We start from the raw sequence: 17,775 nt of genomic DNA on the forward strand, positions 1-17,775 counted from the left end.
GACCGCTTCGGGTCACTGCTCGAGCTTGCAGAGCTTCCACTGTCCGTCCTCGACGGACAGGCCCATGGTCTGCTCGACCGGGTGGGCCACCCCGTCCTCGACGTAGGTGCCCGAGATCTTGGCGGTGGCCTGCTCACCCTGCTCGGTGACCTGGCCGAGGCGGATGTCGAACTGCCACGGTTCCAGCTGGTTGAGGGCCGACTTGAGCTGCTGGTGGTTGGCCTGGCACAGGTTGCCGGCCAGCCACGCGAAGTCGTGGGCGTTGACCTTGTCCACGACCACCTGGGCGGCCGGCCTGGCCTCGCCCGGGCCGCCGCCCATGAAAAAGAACAGCCCGGCGGCCACCCCGCCCGCCACGACCACCGCGCCCACGCCACCCAGGATCCAGGGCAGCTTCGACTTCCTGCGGGGCGGCTCGACGTCGGCGAAACCACCCGGTTCCTGGATCCAGCTCCCCGGACCGAACTCCCCGCCCCAGTCAGGCGCCTGTGGCGGCGTCTGCTGCCCGAACGCCGGTACCTGCTGCGTGGGCTGCGCCTGCTGCCCGGGCTGGCCCCAGCCGGTGTGCTGGTTGCCGTACCAGGCCGGCTGCTGCTGCGGTTGCTGCGGTGGCTGCTGCGGGCCCTGGGCGGGAATCCCGCCGCCGCCCGCGGGTTGCTGGCCCCACCCGCCTGGACCTGGCTGTTGCGGCGGATAGGTCATTGCACGTCCTCCCCCGAGTGATTCCGGTGTCAAGGGCGCCGTCCGGTGTGCACGGCGGGCGTAAGTAGACCAGAGCGCGCCGAGGGCGGTGTGGGGAGTGGACGATTTGGCACCGAATCGTTCTCCGGAACGTCACCGGCCCGCGGCGGCCGCCGTGCTCGGCGGGTCCCGCTCGACGGGGTTGTTCCAAATGATGGGAGAAGTTCCGGGTTGCTCACGGTGGGCGCGCGGGCAATGACACCCGGTTGCCGGAGTCGTACACCCGGATGCCACAGCGGGTCGCCAAGGGGCGTGGCGCAACGCCGAACATGCCCGTCTGCCACGGGGTATCCGCGCCGCCGGGGCGCCCCGGGCCGCACCGAACGGACCATGATCATCGACACAGCGTGGTCGCCGGAGGCCGGCTGCAGGCGGTCGCGGCGGTACCAACCCGGCGTCATTCATGTGAGTTCGCCGATTTGTGTGGCACTCTGGGCGATCCGGCGGGCAATCACGACGCCGCCGTCGTCGGTGATCGCCGGTACCGTGGTGGTACGAGCACGGGAGGAGGGTGCCGACATGCAGCACGACCGTCCCGGCAGCCGGCCTGAGGAGGGCGGCGAGCAGCAGATCGGTGGAGATGCCGAGCTCAACAGCCAGATTCGTCTTCTCGAGGACGAGGTGGCCCTGCTGCGCCGAAAGCTCAACGAGTCCCCTCAGCAGGTCCGGTTGCTGGAAAAGCGGCTGGCCGAGGCATCCGAGAGAGTGAGCCAGCTCACCGAACGGAACGCCAAACTCACCGAAACTCTGAAGGAAGCGCGCAGCCAGCTCATGGCCCTGCGCGAGGAAGTCGACCGCCTCGCCCAGCCTCCGAGCGGCTACGGGGTGTTCCTGCACGCCTACGAGGACAGCACGGTCGACGTGTTCACCTCAGGCCGCAAGATGCGGGTCTCGGTGTCGCCCAACGTGACCACCGAGGACCTGCGGCTCGGTCAGTCGGTGCGGCTGAACGAGGCGCTGACCGTGGTGGAGGCGGGCGCGTTCGAACAGACCGGTGAGGTGTGCACCTTCCGGGAGCTCCTGCCCGTCGACGCTGCGAACCAGAGTCCAAGGGCCCTGGTGCTCGGGCACACCGACGAGGAACGCGTGGTGTGGCTGACCGAGCCGCTGGCCGAGGGCACGCTCAAGGCCGGCGACTCGGTGCTGGTCGACAGCAAGGCGGGCTACGCCTACGACCTCGTCCCCAAGGCCGAGGTCGAGGACCTGGTGCTGGAAGAGGTGCCCGACGTCGGTTACAACGACATCGGTGGTCTGGGCAACCAGATAGAGCAGATCCGCGACGCGGTGGAGCTGCCGTTCCTGCACTCCGACCTCTACGTCGAGTACCAGCTGCGGCCGCCGAAGGGCGTCCTGCTCTACGGCCCTCCGGGCTGCGGCAAGACGCTCATCGCCAAGGCGGTGGCCAACTCGCTGGCCAAGAAGGTCGCCGCCTCGCGGGGCGACGACGACGGGCAGGCCAAGTCCTACTTCCTGAACATCAAGGGTCCCGAACTGCTCAACAAGTTCGTGGGCGAGACCGAGCGGCACATCCGGCTGATCTTCCAGCGGGCCAGGGAGAAGGCCTCCGAGGGCACCCCGGTGATCGTGTTCTTCGACGAGATGGACTCGATCTTCCGCACCCGCGGCAGCGGCGTGTCCTCCGATGTGGAGACCACGATCGTTCCCCAGCTGCTGAGCGAGATCGACGGTGTGGAGGGGCTGGAGAACGTCATCGTCATCGGCGCCTCCAACCGCGAGGACATGATCGACCCGGCGATCCTGCGGCCCGGCAGGCTCGACGTGAAGATCAAGATCGAGCGTCCGGACGCCGAGTCGGCCAAGGACATCTTCTCCAAGTACCTGACCAGGCAGCTGCCGATCCACGAGGAGGACCTCAAGGAGTTCGGCGGCGACCAGGCGTCGTGCGTGGAGGCGATGATCCAGACCACCGTCGAGCGGATGTACGCCGAGACCGACGAGAACCGGTTCCTGGAGGTCACCTACGCCAACGGGGACAAGGAGGTCCTGTACTTCAAGGACTTCAACTCCGGCGCGATGATCCAGAACATCGTGGACCGGGCGAAGAAGGCGGCCATCAAGGCGGTGCTGGAGACCGGCCAGCCCGGTCTGCGGGTCCAGCACCTGCAGGACGCCATCATCGACGAGTTCGCCGAGAACGAGGACCTGCCCAACACGACCAACCCGGACGACTGGGCGCGGATCTCGGGCAAGAAGGGCGAGCGCATCGTCTACATCCGGACCCTGGTCAGCGGCAAGAACCAGGAGTCCGGACGGGCGATCGACACGGCCACCAACACCGGCCAGTACCTGTAGGCGCGGTGTGGTGGTAGCCCTGCCGGGCAACGCAGGTCGCCCGGGTGGGCCAAGCGGCTGACGCCGCTGGAAGTACGAGCACGACCGAGCCCGGGGCCGTCACCCACGCCGGTGGCGGCCCCGGACCGCGCCGAGTGTCGGCTCGCGCCCCGACCGGTTAGGTTTCGGGGCATGATCTCGACCGAACAGCGCCTCGGCGTCGGGTTGGCGGCGCTGGGCCGCCCCGCCTACATCAACGTGGGACGCACCGGGGCCCTGCCCGGGCTGCGCACGGCCGACGAGATGCGGGAGCGCACCAAGCTGGTCCTGGACGCCGCGCACGCCCAGGGGCTGCGCTGGGTGGACACCGCCCGCTCCTACGGCAGCGCCGAGGAGTTCCTGGCGGGCTGGCTCGCCGAGCGCGGGCACGAGGACGTCACGGTCTCCAGCAAGTGGGGCTACGCCTACGTGGCGCAGTGGCGGATCGAGACCGAGGTCCACGAGGTCAAGGAGCACTCCGTGGAGCGCCTGCGCGCGCAGTGGGCGGAGACCCGCAAGCTGCTCGGCGACCGGGTCCACCTCTACCAGGTGCACTCCCTGACCGCCGACAGCCCGCTGTTCGAGGACCTCGAACTGCAGCACGAACTCGCCCGGATCCGCGACTCCGGTGTCCGGCTGGGCTTCTCCACCAGCGGGGCCGCGCAGGCCGAGGCCGTCGAACGCGGCTGGGAGCTGGAAGTGGGCGGTGCGCAGCTGTTCAGCGCCGTGCAGTCGACGTGGAACTCGATGGAGCCCTCGGCCGGGCGGGCGCTGGCCGAGGCCCACCACGGCGGCTGGCGGGTGCTGGTCAAGGAGACGCTGGCCAACGGCAGGCTGGTGGTCGAACCGCCGGAGGCGGTGCTCGAGGTCGCCCAGCGCCACGGAGTGGGCCCCGACGCCGTCGCTCTGGCCCACGTGCTGGCGCAGCCCTGGGCGGACGTGGTGCTCATCGGGCCGGCCAGCGTGGAGCAGCTGATGTCCAACCTGGCCGTGCGCGACGTGGAGCTGAGCCGCCAGGACCTCGACGACCTCGCGCCGGTCACCCGCGACGCCGCGACCTACTGGGGCGAGCGCGCCGCGCTGCCGTGGCACTGATCGCCTGTCTTCGTGGTCACCTTGCGTAGCGGTTGCGGTGGCGGAACCGCAGAGGCTGTTTTTGAACTCGCCTTGGTGGGGGGTGTGGGTGGCGGAACCTCAGGCGTTCTCTCGTTGCGGGATCTCTTTCTCATGTATGCCGATACGCCACGAAAGAGCTGTCCTCGCCGGAGAACGCCTGAGAACCCGCTGCGGTGCCGGTTGCCAGGGTGCGCCAAGCGGCTGCGCCGCGTCGAAGAAACGTCAAAGGCAAGCACTGACGCCGCCGAACGCCCTCAGCGCGTCTCTGCCCGCCCGGCGAACCACTCCTGGGCGAACTGGCGGCCGTCGGGCACCAGGGGCCAGCTCGGGTCGCTGAGCCGCTCGCGCAGCTCCTCCACCGGCATCCACCATCCCTCGGCCACCTCCTCGGGCTGGTGCACGACCGGACCACCCCACAGCACCTCGTACAGGTAGGCGTGGAAGCGAACCGATCCCAGCTCGTGGACGGTGTGGAACAGGAAGCGCGGGCGCACGCCCGTCACGCCGAGCTCCTCGGCCAGCTCCCGCACCGCCGTGGCCGCGGGGTCCTCGCCCGCGGCCACGACGCCGCCTGCCCAGCAGTCGTGCATCCCCGGGTAGATGTCCTTGGTCTCGGTGCGCCGGTGCACGTAGACCTCCGTGCGCCCGGGCGACAGCAGCAGCACCTCGCCGGCCGCGTGCCACAGCCCCTCGGCGCGCATCCGGCCCCTCGGCGCGCTGCCGACGACACGCCCGGACGCGTCGTAGGTCGCCACCTCTTCGTGTTCGCCGCTCACGCCGGAGATCATCCCACCTGCACCACCCACACCAGTTCTTCGCGCACGCGGCGCGATTGCCGGGTCACACATCGCGTCCGGCACTCCGCCAACCGACCCGGAACCCGTACGCTGCGAGGTATGCGGCGGATCATGGGAACCGAGGTGGAGTACGGCATCGTGGTGCCCGGCGACTCGAGCGCCAACCCGGTGCTTACCTCCACCCACATCGTGCTCGCCTACGCGGCGGCGGCCGACATCCCCCGGGCGCGCCGGGCGCGCTGGGACTACGAGGTCGAGTCGCCGTTGCGCGACGCCCGCGGCTTCGACCTGGGGGCGGCTGCCCAGCAGCCCAACGGCTCGGACAGCGACGACCTGGGCGCGGCGAACGTCATCCTCACCAACGGGGCGCGGCTCTACGTCGACCACGCCCACCCGGAGTACTCCGCTCCCGAGGTCACCAACCCGATGGACGCGGTCGTCTGGGACAAGGCGGGCGAGCGGGTGATGGAGGAGGCCGCGATCCGCGCGGCCAGCGTGCCCGGCACCGCCCCGATGCAGCTCTACAAGAACAACGTGGACGGCAAGGGCGCCAGCTACGGCACCCACGAGAACTACCTGATGGCCCGCAGCACGCCGTTCACCTCGGTCATCACCGGGCTGACGCCGTTCTTCGCCTCCCGGCAGGTGATCTGCGGCTCCGGGCGGGTCGGCATCGGACAGGCGGGCGAGAAGGCCGGCTTCCAGCTCTCCCAGCGCTCGGACTACATCGAGGTCGAGGTCGGCCTGGAGACCACGCTCAAGCGCGGCATCATCAACACCCGCGACGAGCCCCACGCCGACGCCGACAAGTACCGCAGGCTGCACGTCATCATCGGCGACGCCAACCTCGCCGAGACCTCCACCTACCTCAAGCTCGGAGCCACCGCGCTGGTGCTCGACATGATCGAGGCGGGGGAGCGCTTCGACGACCTCAAGCTCGCCGACCCGGTGCAGGCAGTGCACCTCATCAGCCACGACCCCGCCCTGAAGCAGACCGTCGAGCTGGCCGACGGCAGGCGCTTCACCGGCCTGGACCTCCAGCGGGCCTACCACGAGCGGGCGGCGGCCCACCTGGACTCCCACGGTGCCGAACGCGCCGCCCGCGACGTGCTGGCCACCTGGGCCGAGGTGCTGGACCTGCTCGGCGGCGACCCGATGGACTGCGCCGACCGGCTGGACTGGCCGGCCAAGCTGCGGCTGCTGGAGAACTACCGGACCAGGGACAACCTCGGCTGGGCCTCGCCGCGGCTGCACATGATCGACCTGCAGTACTCCGACGTGCGGATGGACAAGGGCCTCTACAACCGCCTCGTCGCCCGCGGCTCGATGAAGCGCCTGGTCAGCGAGGAGCAGGTGCGGGAGGCCGTCACCTCCCCGCCGGAGGACACCCGGGCCTACTTCCGCGGCCGGTGCCTGGAGCGCTACCCGGCGTCGGTGGCGGCCGCGTCATGGGACTCGGTCATCTTCGACCTGGGCAGGGAGTCGCTGGTGCGGATCCCGACCCTGGAACCGCTGCGCGGGACCAGGGCGCACGTGGGTGAGCTGCTCGACGCCGCGAGCAGCGCCGAGGAGCTCGTGGACTCCCTGACCAAGGGGTGAGGCACCACGCTTCGTGCACGTCAGCAGCGGGCGGATGATCGAAACGACGCCCGCATGGCTGTGGGCGAACGGGTGGTCGGATGGGTAGTGTTCAGAGCATGGATGTCCGGCATCGTCGGCCGGCATCCGCCGAGTGCGACCACCGGGAGGCAAGATGTCGCAGGAAAAGGTTCAGCGGCACGGCGGCGGCGACGGCGAAGAGGAATCGGGTCCCGAGGCCGCCGGTCAGGAACGTCGCGAGAAGCTCGGCGAGGACGTCGACGCCATCCTGGACGAGATCGACGACGTCCTGGAGGAGAACGCCGAGGACTTCGTCCGCGCCTACGTGCAGAAGGGCGGCCAGTAGTCCGGATCGGCGCGTGCGCCGTCGGCGGTTCGGGCCGGTGTGGACACCGGCCCGGCACCGCCCTGGCGCGGCCCGGCGCGGTGCGGTGGCGCACCGCGCGGGCGCGGACGGTCCCGTACCCGCGCCGATCTTGACTAGAGTGCAGTCCTGTCCTCAGGTCACAGGTTTTGTCGTGACACCAGTTAGAGCAGGAGACGATGTCGCCGATGGAATCCAGCTCGACCCGGTTCCCGGGCCAGGCCCTGCCCGCCGCCTACCTCACCCCGGGATCGTCGTCGTTCACCGACTTCCTCCGGGCCGCGGCCCCGGAACTGATGCCGGGTAGCCGCCCGGTCCCCGACGGCGCCGTGGAGGCCCCGCACGGGACCACCATCGTCGCCCTCACCTTCCGCGGCGGAGTGCTGCTGGCCGGGGACCGCCGGGCGACGATGGGCAACCTCATCGCCCAGCGGGACATGGAGAAGCTCTACGTCACCGACGACTACTCCGCCGTGGGCATCGCGGGCACCGCGGGCATCGCACTGGAGATGGTGCGGCTCTACGCCATCGAACTGGAGCACTACGAGAAGCTCGAAGGCGTTTCGCTGTCGCTGGACGGCAAGGCCAACAAGCTCGCCACGATGCTGCGCGGCAACCTCCAGGGCGCGATGGCGGGCCTGGCGGTGCTGCCGCTGTTCGCGGGCTTCGACGTCGACGCCGACGATCCCGACCGCGCCGGCCGGATCGTCTCCTACGACATCACCGGCGGCCGCTACAACGAGCTCGGCGGCTACCACGCGGTCGGCTCCGGATCGCTTTTCGCCAAGTCCGCGCTGAAGAAGCGCTTCGACCCCGACGCCGACGCCGACGCCGCGGTGCGCACCGCGGTCGAGGCGCTCTACGACGCCGCCGACGACGACACCGCGACCGGCGGGCCCGACCTGTCGCGCCGGATCTTCCCGTCGATCATCACCATCACCGGCGCCGAGGGCGCGACGCGGGTGTCCGAGGAGCGTGCGGCCGAGGTCGCCGCCGAGGTCGTCAACGGCCGCATGCAGAACCCGGGCGGCTGAGCCCACCCACCCCTGCTCACCGAGAAACCTCGCCGCCCGGGCGCGGGCGAACGATTCGATCCAGGAGTGCACAGTCGTGACGATGCCGTTCTACACCTCCCCCGAGCAGCTGATGCGGGAGCGTTCCGAGCTCGCTCGCAAGGGCATCGCCAGGGGACGCAGCGTGGTGGTCCTCAAGTACGCAGGCGGCGTGTTGTTCGTGGCCGAGAACCCGTCCACGACGCTGCACAAGGTGTCGGAGATCTACGACCGCATCGGCTTCGCCGCGGTGGGCCGCTACAGCGAGTTCGAGAGCCTGCGGGTGGCCGGGGTCCGGATCGCCGACGTGCGCGGCTACTCCTACGACCGCCGCGACGTCACCGGTCGGGCGCTGGCCAACACCTACGCCCAGCACCTGGGCGCGATCTTCACCGAGCAGATCAAGCCGTTCGAGGTGGAGATCTGCGTGGCCGAGGTCGGCCAGACCGCCGGCAACGACCAGCTCTACCGGCTCACCTACGACGGGTCGATCGTCGACGAGCCGCAGTACGTGGTGATGGGCGGGCAGGCCGACACCATCACCACCACCCTCAAGGACTCCTTCTCCGACGGGATGGAGCTGGCCGAGGCCGCCGGGCTGGCGATCCGGGCGCTGTCCTCCGGCGGCGACGGCACGCGGGAGCTGGGCGTCGGGCAGCTGGAGGTCGCCGTGCTCGACCGCGCGCGGCCGAACCGGACCTTCCGGCGGATCACCGGGGCCGCGCTGAAGGCGTTGCTGCCCAACCAGGACGAGAGCGGCTCCACCGACGGCGACGCTTCCGATGACGCCGGGGACGACAAGAAGAGCTGACCCCGCTCGCACGCGCGACGCCCTGTTCCCCGCCGGGGGAGCAGGGCGTCGTCCGTTCCGAGTGGACGGTGCGTCAGTCCGCTGTGGTCGGCCGGTAGACGCTGAGCACGTTCTCGTGCGCGGTGAAGGTGAACCGCCGTCCCGGGGCGTGGACCTCGCCGTCGGTGGCCACCGACACGGGCGAGCCGTGCACCGCGACCTCCAGGTGGGAGCACTCGCGTTCGACGTAGGTGTGGCTGCGGTCGAGCGCGCCGGTGATCGCCGCCAGCACGAAGCGCAGGCGGGAGAACCGGCGGTCGGCGCGCACGAAGCGCACGTCGAGCGTGCCGTTGTCGAGCCGGGGCCGCCACGTCGGGGCGAAGCCGCGCGGCGCGTACGCGCCGTTGCCCACGAACAGCACCCAAACCCGGTGGCGCTGCCCGTTGATGTCGGCCTCCAGCGGCTCGGACTCGTGCAGCACCCGCACCAGCGCCATCGCCGCGGCGGGCCACTTGCCCCACCGGGGCTCCCACTTCTCGCGGAACCGGACCATGTCCGGGTAGCCGCCGAGGCTGGCGGTGTTGATGAACCAGTCGGTGGGCCGGTCGTCCACCGTGAACCCGCCGAGGTCCACGGTGGCCGCCGAGCCGGCCGCGACCGAGCCCGACACCGCGGGGAGGTCCTCCACGCCGATGTCGCGGGCGAAGTGGTTGAGCGTGCCGGTCGACAGCACCGCCAGTGGCAGCCCGCGCTCGGTGGCCAGGGCCGCCACGGCGGCCACCGTGCCGTCGCCGCCGGCGACCCCGAGGGCGCGCACGGAGTCCTGCCGCCGCTCCAGCTCCTCCCGCAGGCCGTCGACGAGGCCGTTGGCGGGCTCGGCGCGCACCACCGCGGCAGCGGGCCAGTGCGTGCGCACCCACTGCTCGGGGTCGAGCTGGCCGTTGCCGGAGTCGGCGTTGACCAGCACCAGCATCCCGCGGCCGTCGATGAGCGCGGGCGCCTCGGCGGGATGGTTGCTGGCCGCGGGCTCGGCCGGGCGCAGCGGCCACCACCGCTTGGTCGCCCACGCCATGCCCGCGCCGACCGCGGCCCCGCACACGACGTCGGTCGGCCAGTGCACGCCGGTGTGCACCCGGGAGTAGGCGACCGCCGTCGCGACCGGGGCGACCGCGGCGCCCAGCTTCGGCGACTCCATGGCCACCGCGGTGGCGAACGCCGCCGCCGAGGCGGCGTGCCCGGACGGGAACGACGAGGAGGTCGGCGGATCGTCGAGCCTGCGGTGCGGCGGCATCAGCTCGGCCGCCGGGCGCCTGCGCGGGAACAGCGGCTTGCCGATCAGGTTCGTCGTCGCGCTCGCGGCCGCGATCGCCGCGACACCGCGGAAGGCCGCGCGCCGGGTCACGCCCTTCCCGCCGGACAGGGCGGCGGCGACGGTCAGCCACAGCAGGCTGTGGTTGGCAGCCGTGCTGAGCGCCTTCAGCCCGTGGTCGGCGACGCTGCGGGGGAGCACGGCGCTCTTGCGCGCCAGCACCCGGTCGAATGCGTTGACGTCGTCGATGACTCTGCGAAACCATTCCTGCACCTGCGAAACGCTACCCGTTGGTCACCGCCGGAAGCCGAGGCCGCCACCGCCAGGCGTGGCCAGGCGCACGTGCGGGTGCCCGCATCGGCCCTGGACACGCCGTCCGCAGGGGGTGCACACGCGGCCACGAAGCGTAGTTATCGGTCCGTGACCAGGCGGAATGTAACGCACTGGTACCGTGCGAATCGGTAAACAAGCCCGAACGGCGGACCGCCGACAGCGGCCGATACGCCTACTGTGGAGAGCATGCAGCGGAGGATCTTCGGCATCGAGACCGAGTTCGGAGTCACCTGCACCTTCCACGGGCAGCGCAGGCTTTCCCCGGACGAGGTCGCCAGGTACCTGTTCCGGCGGGTCGTGTCATGGGGGCGTTCGTCGAACGTTTTCCTGCGCAACGGGGCCCGCCTCTACCTCGACGTGGGCTCGCACCCGGAGTACGCCACAGCCGAGTGCGACGACCTGGTCCAGCTCGTCACCCACGACAAGGCGGGAGAGCGGATCCTGGAGGACCTGCTCATCGATGCCGAGCGCCGGCTCTCCGACGAAGGCATCGGCGGGGACATATTCCTGTTCAAGAACAACACCGACTCGGCGGGCAACTCCTACGGCTGCCACGAGAACTACCTGGTGGGCCGGTCGGGGGAGTTCTCCAGGATCGCCGACGTGCTGCTGCCGTTCCTGGTGACGCGCCAGCTCATCTGCGGTGCGGGCAAGGTGCTGCAGACCCCGCGCGGCGCGGTGTACTGCCTGTCGCAGCGCGCCGAGCACATCTGGGAGGGCGTGTCGAGCGCGACCACCCGATCCCGGCCGATCATCAACACCCGCGACGAGCCGCACGCCGACGCCGAGCGCTACCGGCGGCTGCACGTCATCGTCGGCGACTCCAACATGTCCGAGGTCACCACGCTGCTCAAGGTGGGCGCGGCCAACCTGGTGCTGGAGATGGTCGAGCAGGGCGTGCAGTTCCGCGACTTCAGCCTCGACAACCCCATCCGCGCCATCCGCGAGATCAGCCACGACCTCACCGGCAGGCGCACGGTCCGGCTCGCGGGCGGCCGGGAGGCATCGGCCCTGGACATCCAGCGCGAGTACCACGGGCGGGCCGTCGACCACGTGGCCCGGCGCGGCTCGGACCCGATGTCGGAGCGGATCCTCGACCTGTGGGGCCGCGCGCTGGACGCCGTGGAGCACCAGGACTACTCGCTGATCGACCGCGAGGTGGACTGGGCGATCAAGCTGCGGCTGCTGGAGCGCTACCGCAACAAGCACGGCCTGGAGCTCTCCAGCCCGCGCATAGCGCAACTGGACCTCGCCTACCACGACATCCGGCGCGGCCGGGGCCTGTTCGACATGCTCCAGCGCAAGGACCTGGTGGACCGGGCGACCGAGGACGGCGAGATCGAGGCCGCCAAGGACACCCCGCCGCAGAGCACCCGGGCCAAGCTGCGCGGTGACTTCATCGCGGCGGCGCAGGCCGCTGGCCGGGACTTCACGGTGGACTGGGTGCACCTGAAGCTCAACGACCAGGCGCAGCGCACGGTGCTGTGCAAGGACCCGTTCCGCGCGGTGGACGAGCGGGTGGAGCGGCTCATCAGCTCCCTGTAGCAACTTCCCACGACCGAAGACGCCGGCCGCATTCGTGCGGTCGGCGTCTTGCTGCGCGCTCGCCTGTTCAGCCGGCCCGGGCGTACAGGTCCCCACCGGCGGACGCACCGTTCGCCCACCTCCCGCCGGTGTCCGCACCACCTCGAAAGCTATGGCCCCCACCCGGCGGCCGGGGGCTCGCTCCATCGAACTGCGGGCTCCTGACCAGCAGGCTTTCGGTTCAGGCCAGGCATGCGGCCACGCCCGATGCCCGGCCGACACCGATCAGCCACGCACCCGGTCTCCGAACCGGGCGGGATGAGTGAGGCCCTCATGAGCAAGACGATCAGGACCCTAGGAGTGATCTTCGCGGGAGCGGCGTGCTGCGCCATGGCACCGGTCTCGGCGCTCGCCGAGAGCGTGCAGGCCGGCGCGCCGGTCGTGCACCTGGCGAGCCAGGGCGGGAGCCGGTCCGACGACGGCGGCTCGACCGGCGAGTCCGGTTCGGGCGGGAGCTCCGGTTCCAACGGTGGTTCGAACAGCGGTTCCGGTGGTACGTCCGGCTCGAGCGGGCAGCACGGCAAGGGCGGCACTGGGAAGAAGAGCACCGACTCCGACCGCGAGAACACCGGTTCGAGCCGGGACACGACGCCGCGGGTCGAGGCTCCCAAGGACGAGCAGAAGCCGCAGCAGAACTTCCTGCCGATCCCCGGGTTGCCGCCCATCCCCGGCCTGCCGCCCATCCCCGGCCTGCCGCCGATTCCCGGGCTGCCGCCGATTCCGGGGCTGCCACCCATTCCTGGGTTGCCCCCGATCCCGGCGCCTGCTCCGCCGCCACCTCCGGTGCCGAAGCCGCCGATTCCCGGGTTGCCGCCGATCGACATCTGCAAGCTGGTGCCGGTGCCGTTCCTCTGCAGTGGTCCCTCCAAGCCGCCACCGCCTCCTCCGGTGACGCCTCCACCTCCGCCGGTGACGCCACCTCCGCCGCCTCCGGTGACGCCGCCACCGCCTCCGCCGGTGACTCCGCCTCCGGTGACACCTCCGCCACCCGTGACTCCGCCTCCGGTGACACCGCCGCCCGACACCGGCAACGGCAAGCCGGACACGGGCGGGGCGCCGAACCCGGGTGGTACGGACAACGGCGGAACCGACAACGGCGGAACCGACACCGGCGGCGGCTCGTACGGCGGTGGTGAGTACACCGGCGGCTCGGGCACTTACGGCGGTGGCTCGTACGCGGGCGGCAACTGGAACGGCGACGCAGTCGCGCAGGTCTCCGAGATCCCGCAGGGCTCGGTGGACACCGGCGGTGGCAGCCCGGACGGGCTCACCGACGACATGGTCCTGCTCGCGGCGGGCAGCGTCGTGGTCGGAAGCGCCCTGATCGGCGTCTTCGTGACCCGTCGCCGCTCGAGCGAGCTCCACGGCGACACCGAGGGACGGTAGTCATGGGCACGATCACGAGCTCGAAGGGTGGCCGCCTGCTGATCGCGGCGGCGGTCACCTTCCTGGCCCTGTTGCTGCTGCTCGGCGGCTCGGTGATGTCCTCGGGCGGCTCCGGTCCCGGCTACCAGGCCGGCTACACCGGCAGGGCGTCCGCGCCGGTGGCTTCGCCGATGCCGGACTCCAAGCCGGTCCGGATCGACGTCCACCGCATCGGTGCCAGGTCGTCGCTGGTCGAGCTGGGCCTGCGGGCGGACCGCACGCTGGACGTGCCGCCGGTGTCCCAGCCGATGCAGGCGGGCTGGTACGGCAACGGGCCCACACCCGGCGAGCCTGGCCCCGCGGTCATCGCGGGCCACGTCGACGGCAAGGGCAAGGCGGGCGTCTTCCACCGCCTGCACGAGCTGGTGCCGGGTGACGTCGTCGACGTCCAGCGCCAGGACGGCACGACCGCGAGGTTCGGGGTGCAGCGCGTCGAGAGGGTTCCGAAGTCGAACTTCCCGACGCAGTCGGTCTACGGCAGCACACCGGACGCGCAGCTGCGGCTGATCACCTGCGGGGGATCGTTCGACAGCAAAGCGCACAGCTACCGGGACAACGTCATCGTGTACGCGAACCTGCTCCAGGGCGGGTGACCGGTGCGGCGTGGCAGGCGGGGCAAGGCCCTTCCTGCCACGCCGTTGTGCGTGTCGGCTCAGAAGCCGTCTTCGAACTCGCCTTGCGTTGCGGCTCCGGCAGCGGAATGTCAGGCGCTCAGCGCAGCGGGTGCTGCCCGGTCGGGCGGATCATGATCTCGTTGACGTCCACCGACTCCGGCTGCGAGAGCGCGTAGAGCACCGCCTGGGCTACATCGGACGGGCGCAGCTTGGGACGGTCGAGCTGTTCCGGGGTGTTCATGCCGGTCTCGACGAGTCCCGGCTGCACCAGCGTGACCCGGACACCGGTCCCGACGCACTCGGCGCGGATGTTCTGCGCCATCCCGGTGACCGCCCACTTCGTCGCCGAGTACAGGTTGCCGGGGCGGATGCCCCGTCCGGCCGCCGAACCGGTCAGCAGCAGGTGCCCCCTGGACCTGACCAGCGCGGGCAGGGCCGCCCGGGCCGTGAGCGCCGCACCGCAGACGTTGGTGAGCACCAGGTCCCGCCACTGGCCGGGGTCGGCGCCGCTGTCGCCGAGGAAGGAGGTCTCCAGGCTCAGGCCGGCGTTGGCGAAGGCGGCGTCCAGCCGTCCGAAGTGGTCTTCGGTGCGCTCGACGGCGGCGCTGATCTGCGCCCAGTCGCCGACGTCGCAGATCAGCGGGATGGCGCTGGCCGGGCCCAGCTCGTCGACGAGGGCGGAGAGCCGGTCGGCGGAGCGGGCAACCAGCCCGAGCCGGTAGCCGGCCGCGGCCGCGGCGCGGGCGGTCGCAGCCCCGATCCCGCGGGAGGCGCCAGTGATCAACATGACCGGTGAGGACATGCGCCTCAGCCTAGAGCCACCGGCCCTGACCTCGATCACATTCGCCCATTCAGTGTCGAATGAAGTCAATCCTGATGGGTCCAGAAGCAGAAGATCGAAGCCCTGAGTCGCCAAAGCGATCTCGGCGGCGGTGGCAACTCTTCACGGACGTGACGCATTAGTGCTCGCCGGACGTCAGGTATTCCTACTCTGGCAACTCTGCGCGCACGCGGGTGTACTCGGTGTCGTGCGCTAAGAAGTCCTTGCGCCACTGGGGAAATCCTTCCGTCCACGAGGCAACCCGCGAGCTGTCCCGCGCGTGGGAAACCGAGGTGCGCGCGGTCGGCACCCCCAGCGCAGAGACGACGAAAGGCTGGAGATGGCATCCGGCATGCTGGTCGAACTGAACAACCGTGAACGCGCCACCCTGCGCGCGGTCGCCGAGGGCAGGGTGGAGATCACCTGCAGCTCCGAACCCGACCTCTACGTCGACGGCCTGCCGCTGTGCGACCAGGCCACCGCCCGCCGGCTCGTGCACGGCGGCCTGCTCGGTCCCGCCAGGACCGACGACGTGGGCAGCAGGGTGCCCGCGGTGCTGACCGGTGAGGGCGCGGTCCGGCTGGGAACGTGAGGCGGCCCGTTCGCCGCCGTTCGGTGGGCCCCTCCGATGGGCCCGGGCACCCGAACACTTGATCACCCGGTGTGGAGCTAGAGTTTCGAAGTGGCCACTATGCGTGCTGAACGCTTGGTGAACCTGGTGCTGTGTCTGCTGTCCACTCGCCAGTTCCTCACGGCGGAGCGAATCCGGGGCATCGTGCCCGGCTATGCCGACGCGCCCAACGACGAGGCGTTCTTCCGGACCTTCGAGCGCGACAAGGCCGAGCTGCGCGACCTGGGGATCCCGCTGGAGACTGGGCGCAACTCGGCGTTCGACCTCACCGACGGCTACCGCATCGCGCGCCGGGACTACGAGCTCGGCGACATCGACCTGCTGCCCGACGAGGCCGCCGCCGTGGCGCTGGCGGTCCGGCTGTGGGACTCCCCGGAGCTGACCGGGGCCGCGCGCGGGGCGCTGCTCAAGCTGCGCGCCGCGGGCGTCGACGTCGACGAGCGCGCCTCCGCCGCGGTCGAGCCCAAGGTCCGCACCAGCGAGCCCGCTTTCGCGCCGCTGCTGGCGGCGGTGCAGTCGGGCCGGGTGGTCCGGTTCGACTACCGCAGGCCCAGCAGCCAGGACGCCACGCGCCGCACGGTCGAGCCGTGGGGCGTGGTGTCGTGGCGCGGTCGCTGGTACCTGGTCGGACACGACCGCGACAGGCAGGCCGAGCGGTGCTTCCGGCTGTCCAGGGTGGTCGGTGCGGTCGAGGCGACCGGGCCGCGCGACGTCGTGCAGCGTCCGCCCGATGTGGACCTGCTGCGCGTGGTCGCGGGCGGTGAACGGGAGGCGCCGCCGAGCACCCCGGCGCGGCTGTGGATCGAGCAGGGCCGGGCGCATGGCCTGCGGCGCAGGTCCACCGTGGTCGACGCGATGGAGCTCGACGGCGTGCCCGGGGACGTGGTCGAGCTGGATCTGGTCTACCCGGAGTCGGCCGCGACGTGGATCGCCGGCTACGGGCCCGACGTGGTCGTGCTGGAGCCCGACACGCTGCGCAAGACCGTCCACGAGACGCACCTGGGCGCGGCCTCCGACACCCCCCGAGGGGAGATGCGGGCATGAGGAGCGCGACCGAGCGCCTGCCGCGGCTGCTGGCCCTGGTGCCGTACCTGCTGAGCAGGCCGGGCATCCCGGTGGCCGACGCGGCCGCCGACTTCGGCGTCAGCGAGCAGCAGCTGCGGCGCGACCTGGAGCTGCTGTGGATGTGCGGCCTGCCGGGCTACGGCCCCGGTGACCTGATCGACCTCTCCTTCGAGAGCGACTCCGTCACGGTCACCTACGACGCGGGCATGAACCGGCCGCTGCGCCTGACGGCGTCGGAGGCCACCGCGCTGCTGGTGGCGTTGCGGGCGCTGGCCGAGACCCCCGGCATCACCGACACCGACGCCGTGCAGCGCGCGCTGGCCAAGGTGGAGGACGCTGTCGGCCAGGCCCGGCCGGCCGGTGTCGTCGTCGGGCTCGCGGGCCGGGAGGGGCCGCTGGCCCCGGGCGTCCGCGAGGCCGTGCAGGAGGCCACGACCGGTGGCCGGGCGCTGCGGATGCGGTACTACACCGCGTCGCGGGACGAGATCAGCGAGCGGACCGTGGACCCGATGCGGTTGCTGCTCATCGACGGCCGCAGCTACCTGGAGGCGTGGTGCCGCCAGGCCGAGGGGATGCGGCTGTTCCGCCTGGACCGCATCGACGACATCGAGGTCCTGCCCGAGCCGGCGCAGCCACCGCCGGACGCGCGCCCGGCGGACTTCTCCGAGGGCCTGTTCCGGCCCGCGCCCGAGCAGCTGGTGGCGGAGCTGGAACTGGAGCCCGACGCCCGGTGGGTGGCCGAGTACTACCCGGTCGACGACCTCGTGGAGCTGTCCGGGGGGCGGGCGCGGGTGCGGATGCGCTACTCCGACCGGTCCTGGATGGTGCGGCTGGTGCTCGGCCAGGGCGGCCGGGTGCGGGTGAGCGGACCCGACGACCTGGCCAGTGACGTGCGTCAACGCGCTGAAGAGGCGTTGACGCGGGCACGTCACCTGCCGTCCACCTGAGCGGGTTACGGTGATCGGGTGCCGTACGTGTTGAGCCTGGTGCTGCTGGGCGTTGGACTCCTGCTCCTCCTGCTGCTGCTGATCAGGACGATCCGGGTGCTGGGCCGGGTCAGGGCCCTGCAGAAGCGCGTCGCCTCCGACGTCGGCGACCGCGCCGGTCTGCTGAAAGCACGCACCGCGGGCCTCCGGGTGGCCCTGTCGGAGCGTCGGCGCGGGTCTGTTTAGCGGCCCTATTGACCACTACTCTTCCCGCGTAC

17 protein-coding genes are annotated in these 17,775 nt (G+C 71.2%); 13 read left to right on the forward strand and 4 right to left on the reverse strand.

Annotated features, from left to right (window positions below; all coding sequences use genetic code 11):
- Positions 1–12: 12 nt before the first annotated feature.
- The gene (locus tag HUO13_RS13830) at positions 13–702 is read right to left on the reverse strand and encodes an Rv0361 family membrane protein (RefSeq protein WP_211901772.1); all 690 of its coding nucleotides are present in this window, start codon (positions 700–702) and stop codon (positions 13–15) included.
- Positions 703–1,260: 558 nt separating this feature from the next.
- On the opposite strand from HUO13_RS13830, the gene arc reads away from it, so the two are divergent.
- Positions 1,261–3,054 carry a proteasome ATPase gene (arc, locus tag HUO13_RS13835; RefSeq protein ID WP_211901773.1) on the forward strand — a complete coding sequence of 598 codons (1,794 nt, stop codon included), beginning with the start codon at positions 1,261–1,263 and terminating at the stop codon, positions 3,052–3,054.
- A gap of 171 nt (positions 3,055–3,225) precedes the next feature.
- Positions 3,226–4,167, forward strand: a complete 942-nt coding sequence (locus HUO13_RS13840; protein ID WP_211901774.1) for an aldo/keto reductase — start codon at positions 3,226–3,228, stop codon at positions 4,165–4,167.
- Between the two features lie 275 nt (positions 4,168–4,442).
- On the opposite strand, the gene HUO13_RS13845 is transcribed toward HUO13_RS13840, so the two are convergent.
- On the reverse strand, positions 4,443–4,964 hold the full coding sequence (locus HUO13_RS13845) for an NUDIX domain-containing protein (protein ID WP_249124775.1): 522 nt from the start codon (positions 4,962–4,964) through the stop codon (positions 4,443–4,445).
- Positions 4,965–5,084: 120 nt separating this feature from the next.
- Here HUO13_RS13845 and dop point away from each other — a divergent pair, with 120 nt between their 5' ends.
- From dop to prcA, 4 genes are all read left to right on the forward strand, one after another.
- Positions 5,085–6,584 carry a depupylase/deamidase Dop gene (gene dop / locus HUO13_RS13850; protein WP_211901776.1) on the forward strand — a complete coding sequence of 500 codons (1,500 nt, stop codon included), beginning with the start codon at positions 5,085–5,087 and terminating at the stop codon, positions 6,582–6,584.
- Between the two features lie 154 nt (positions 6,585–6,738).
- The gene (locus HUO13_RS13855) at positions 6,739–6,930 is read left to right on the forward strand and encodes a ubiquitin-like protein Pup (RefSeq protein WP_009945868.1); all 192 of its coding nucleotides are present in this window, start codon (positions 6,739–6,741) and stop codon (positions 6,928–6,930) included.
- Between the two features lie 206 nt (positions 6,931–7,136).
- Positions 7,137–7,982, forward strand: a complete 846-nt coding sequence (gene prcB / locus HUO13_RS13860) for a proteasome subunit beta (protein WP_211901777.1) — start codon at positions 7,137–7,139, stop codon at positions 7,980–7,982.
- A gap of 76 nt (positions 7,983–8,058) precedes the next feature.
- Complete coding sequence (prcA, locus tag HUO13_RS13865) at positions 8,059–8,811, forward strand: proteasome subunit alpha (protein ID WP_211901778.1); 753 nt, start codon at positions 8,059–8,061, stop codon at positions 8,809–8,811.
- Between the two features lie 73 nt (positions 8,812–8,884).
- Here prcA and HUO13_RS13870 read toward each other — a convergent pair whose 3' ends face one another.
- On the reverse strand, positions 8,885–10,372 hold the full coding sequence (locus tag HUO13_RS13870) for a bifunctional phosphatase PAP2/diacylglycerol kinase family protein (RefSeq protein ID WP_211901779.1): 1,488 nt from the start codon (positions 10,370–10,372) through the stop codon (positions 8,885–8,887).
- A 246-nt stretch (positions 10,373–10,618) separates the two neighbouring features.
- On the opposite strand from HUO13_RS13870, the gene pafA reads away from it, so the two are divergent.
- The 3 genes from pafA (at position 10,619) to HUO13_RS13885 (ending at position 14,034) form a co-directional block, all read left to right on the forward strand.
- The gene (pafA, locus tag HUO13_RS13875; RefSeq protein ID WP_211901780.1) at positions 10,619–11,977 is read left to right on the forward strand and encodes a Pup--protein ligase; all 1,359 of its coding nucleotides are present in this window, start codon (positions 10,619–10,621) and stop codon (positions 11,975–11,977) included.
- A gap of 312 nt (positions 11,978–12,289) precedes the next feature.
- Positions 12,290–13,402, forward strand: a complete 1,113-nt coding sequence (locus HUO13_RS13880) for a hypothetical protein (RefSeq protein WP_211901781.1) — start codon at positions 12,290–12,292, stop codon at positions 13,400–13,402.
- A gap of 2 nt (positions 13,403–13,404) precedes the next feature.
- Positions 13,405–14,034: a class F sortase gene (locus tag HUO13_RS13885; RefSeq protein ID WP_211901782.1), complete on the forward strand. Its 630-nt coding sequence runs from the start codon at positions 13,405–13,407 to the stop codon at positions 14,032–14,034.
- Positions 14,035–14,152: 118 nt separating this feature from the next.
- Here the strand turns inward: HUO13_RS13885 and HUO13_RS13890 are convergent, their stop codons facing one another.
- A complete protein-coding gene (locus HUO13_RS13890; RefSeq protein ID WP_211901783.1) occupies positions 14,153–14,857 on the reverse strand; it encodes an SDR family oxidoreductase in 705 nt (234 codons plus the stop codon).
- A gap of 370 nt (positions 14,858–15,227) precedes the next feature.
- On the opposite strand from HUO13_RS13890, the gene HUO13_RS13895 reads away from it, so the two are divergent.
- From HUO13_RS13895 to HUO13_RS13910, 4 genes are all read left to right on the forward strand, one after another.
- Positions 15,228–15,467 carry a hypothetical protein gene (locus HUO13_RS13895; RefSeq protein ID WP_211901784.1) on the forward strand — a complete coding sequence of 80 codons (240 nt, stop codon included), beginning with the start codon at positions 15,228–15,230 and terminating at the stop codon, positions 15,465–15,467.
- Between the two features lie 90 nt (positions 15,468–15,557).
- Positions 15,558–16,550, forward strand: a complete 993-nt coding sequence (locus tag HUO13_RS13900) for a helix-turn-helix transcriptional regulator (protein WP_211901785.1) — start codon at positions 15,558–15,560, stop codon at positions 16,548–16,550.
- Complete coding sequence (locus HUO13_RS13905; RefSeq protein WP_211901786.1) at positions 16,547–17,518, forward strand: helix-turn-helix transcriptional regulator; 972 nt, start codon at positions 16,547–16,549, stop codon at positions 17,516–17,518. Before HUO13_RS13900 ends, HUO13_RS13905 begins: the two co-directional genes overlap by 4 nt.
- An 18-nt stretch (positions 17,519–17,536) precedes the next feature.
- On the forward strand, positions 17,537–17,743 hold the full coding sequence (locus HUO13_RS13910) for a bacteriophage holin (protein WP_211901787.1): 207 nt from the start codon (positions 17,537–17,539) through the stop codon (positions 17,741–17,743).
- The last annotated feature ends 32 nt before the right edge of the window (positions 17,744–17,775 follow it).

Source organism: Saccharopolyspora erythraea, from assembly GCF_018141105.1.
Lineage (GTDB): Bacteria > Actinomycetota > Actinomycetes > Mycobacteriales > Pseudonocardiaceae > Saccharopolyspora_D > Saccharopolyspora_D erythraea_A.

Coding starts and splice junctions, on each gene's coding strand:
- HUO13_RS13830 (WP_211901772.1), bottom strand. CDS start 702: ATGACCTATCCGCCGCAACAGCCAGGTCCAGGCGGGTGGGGCCAGCAA.
- arc (WP_211901773.1), top strand. CDS start 1,261: ATGCAGCACGACCGTCCCGGCAGCCGGCCTGAGGAGGGCGGCGAGCAG.
- HUO13_RS13840 (WP_211901774.1), top strand. CDS start 3,226: ATGATCTCGACCGAACAGCGCCTCGGCGTCGGGTTGGCGGCGCTGGGC.
- dop (WP_211901776.1), top strand. CDS start 5,085: ATGCGGCGGATCATGGGAACCGAGGTGGAGTACGGCATCGTGGTGCCC.
- HUO13_RS13855 (WP_009945868.1), top strand. CDS start 6,739: ATGTCGCAGGAAAAGGTTCAGCGGCACGGCGGCGGCGACGGCGAAGAG.
- prcB (WP_211901777.1), top strand. CDS start 7,137: ATGGAATCCAGCTCGACCCGGTTCCCGGGCCAGGCCCTGCCCGCCGCC.
- pafA (WP_211901780.1), top strand. CDS start 10,619: ATGCAGCGGAGGATCTTCGGCATCGAGACCGAGTTCGGAGTCACCTGC.
- HUO13_RS13880 (WP_211901781.1), top strand. CDS start 12,290: ATGAGCAAGACGATCAGGACCCTAGGAGTGATCTTCGCGGGAGCGGCG.
- HUO13_RS13885 (WP_211901782.1), top strand. CDS start 13,405: ATGGGCACGATCACGAGCTCGAAGGGTGGCCGCCTGCTGATCGCGGCG.
- HUO13_RS13890 (WP_211901783.1), bottom strand. CDS start 14,857: ATGTCCTCACCGGTCATGTTGATCACTGGCGCCTCCCGCGGGATCGGG.
- HUO13_RS13895 (WP_211901784.1), top strand. CDS start 15,228: ATGCTGGTCGAACTGAACAACCGTGAACGCGCCACCCTGCGCGCGGTC.
- HUO13_RS13905 (WP_211901786.1), top strand. CDS start 16,547: ATGAGGAGCGCGACCGAGCGCCTGCCGCGGCTGCTGGCCCTGGTGCCG.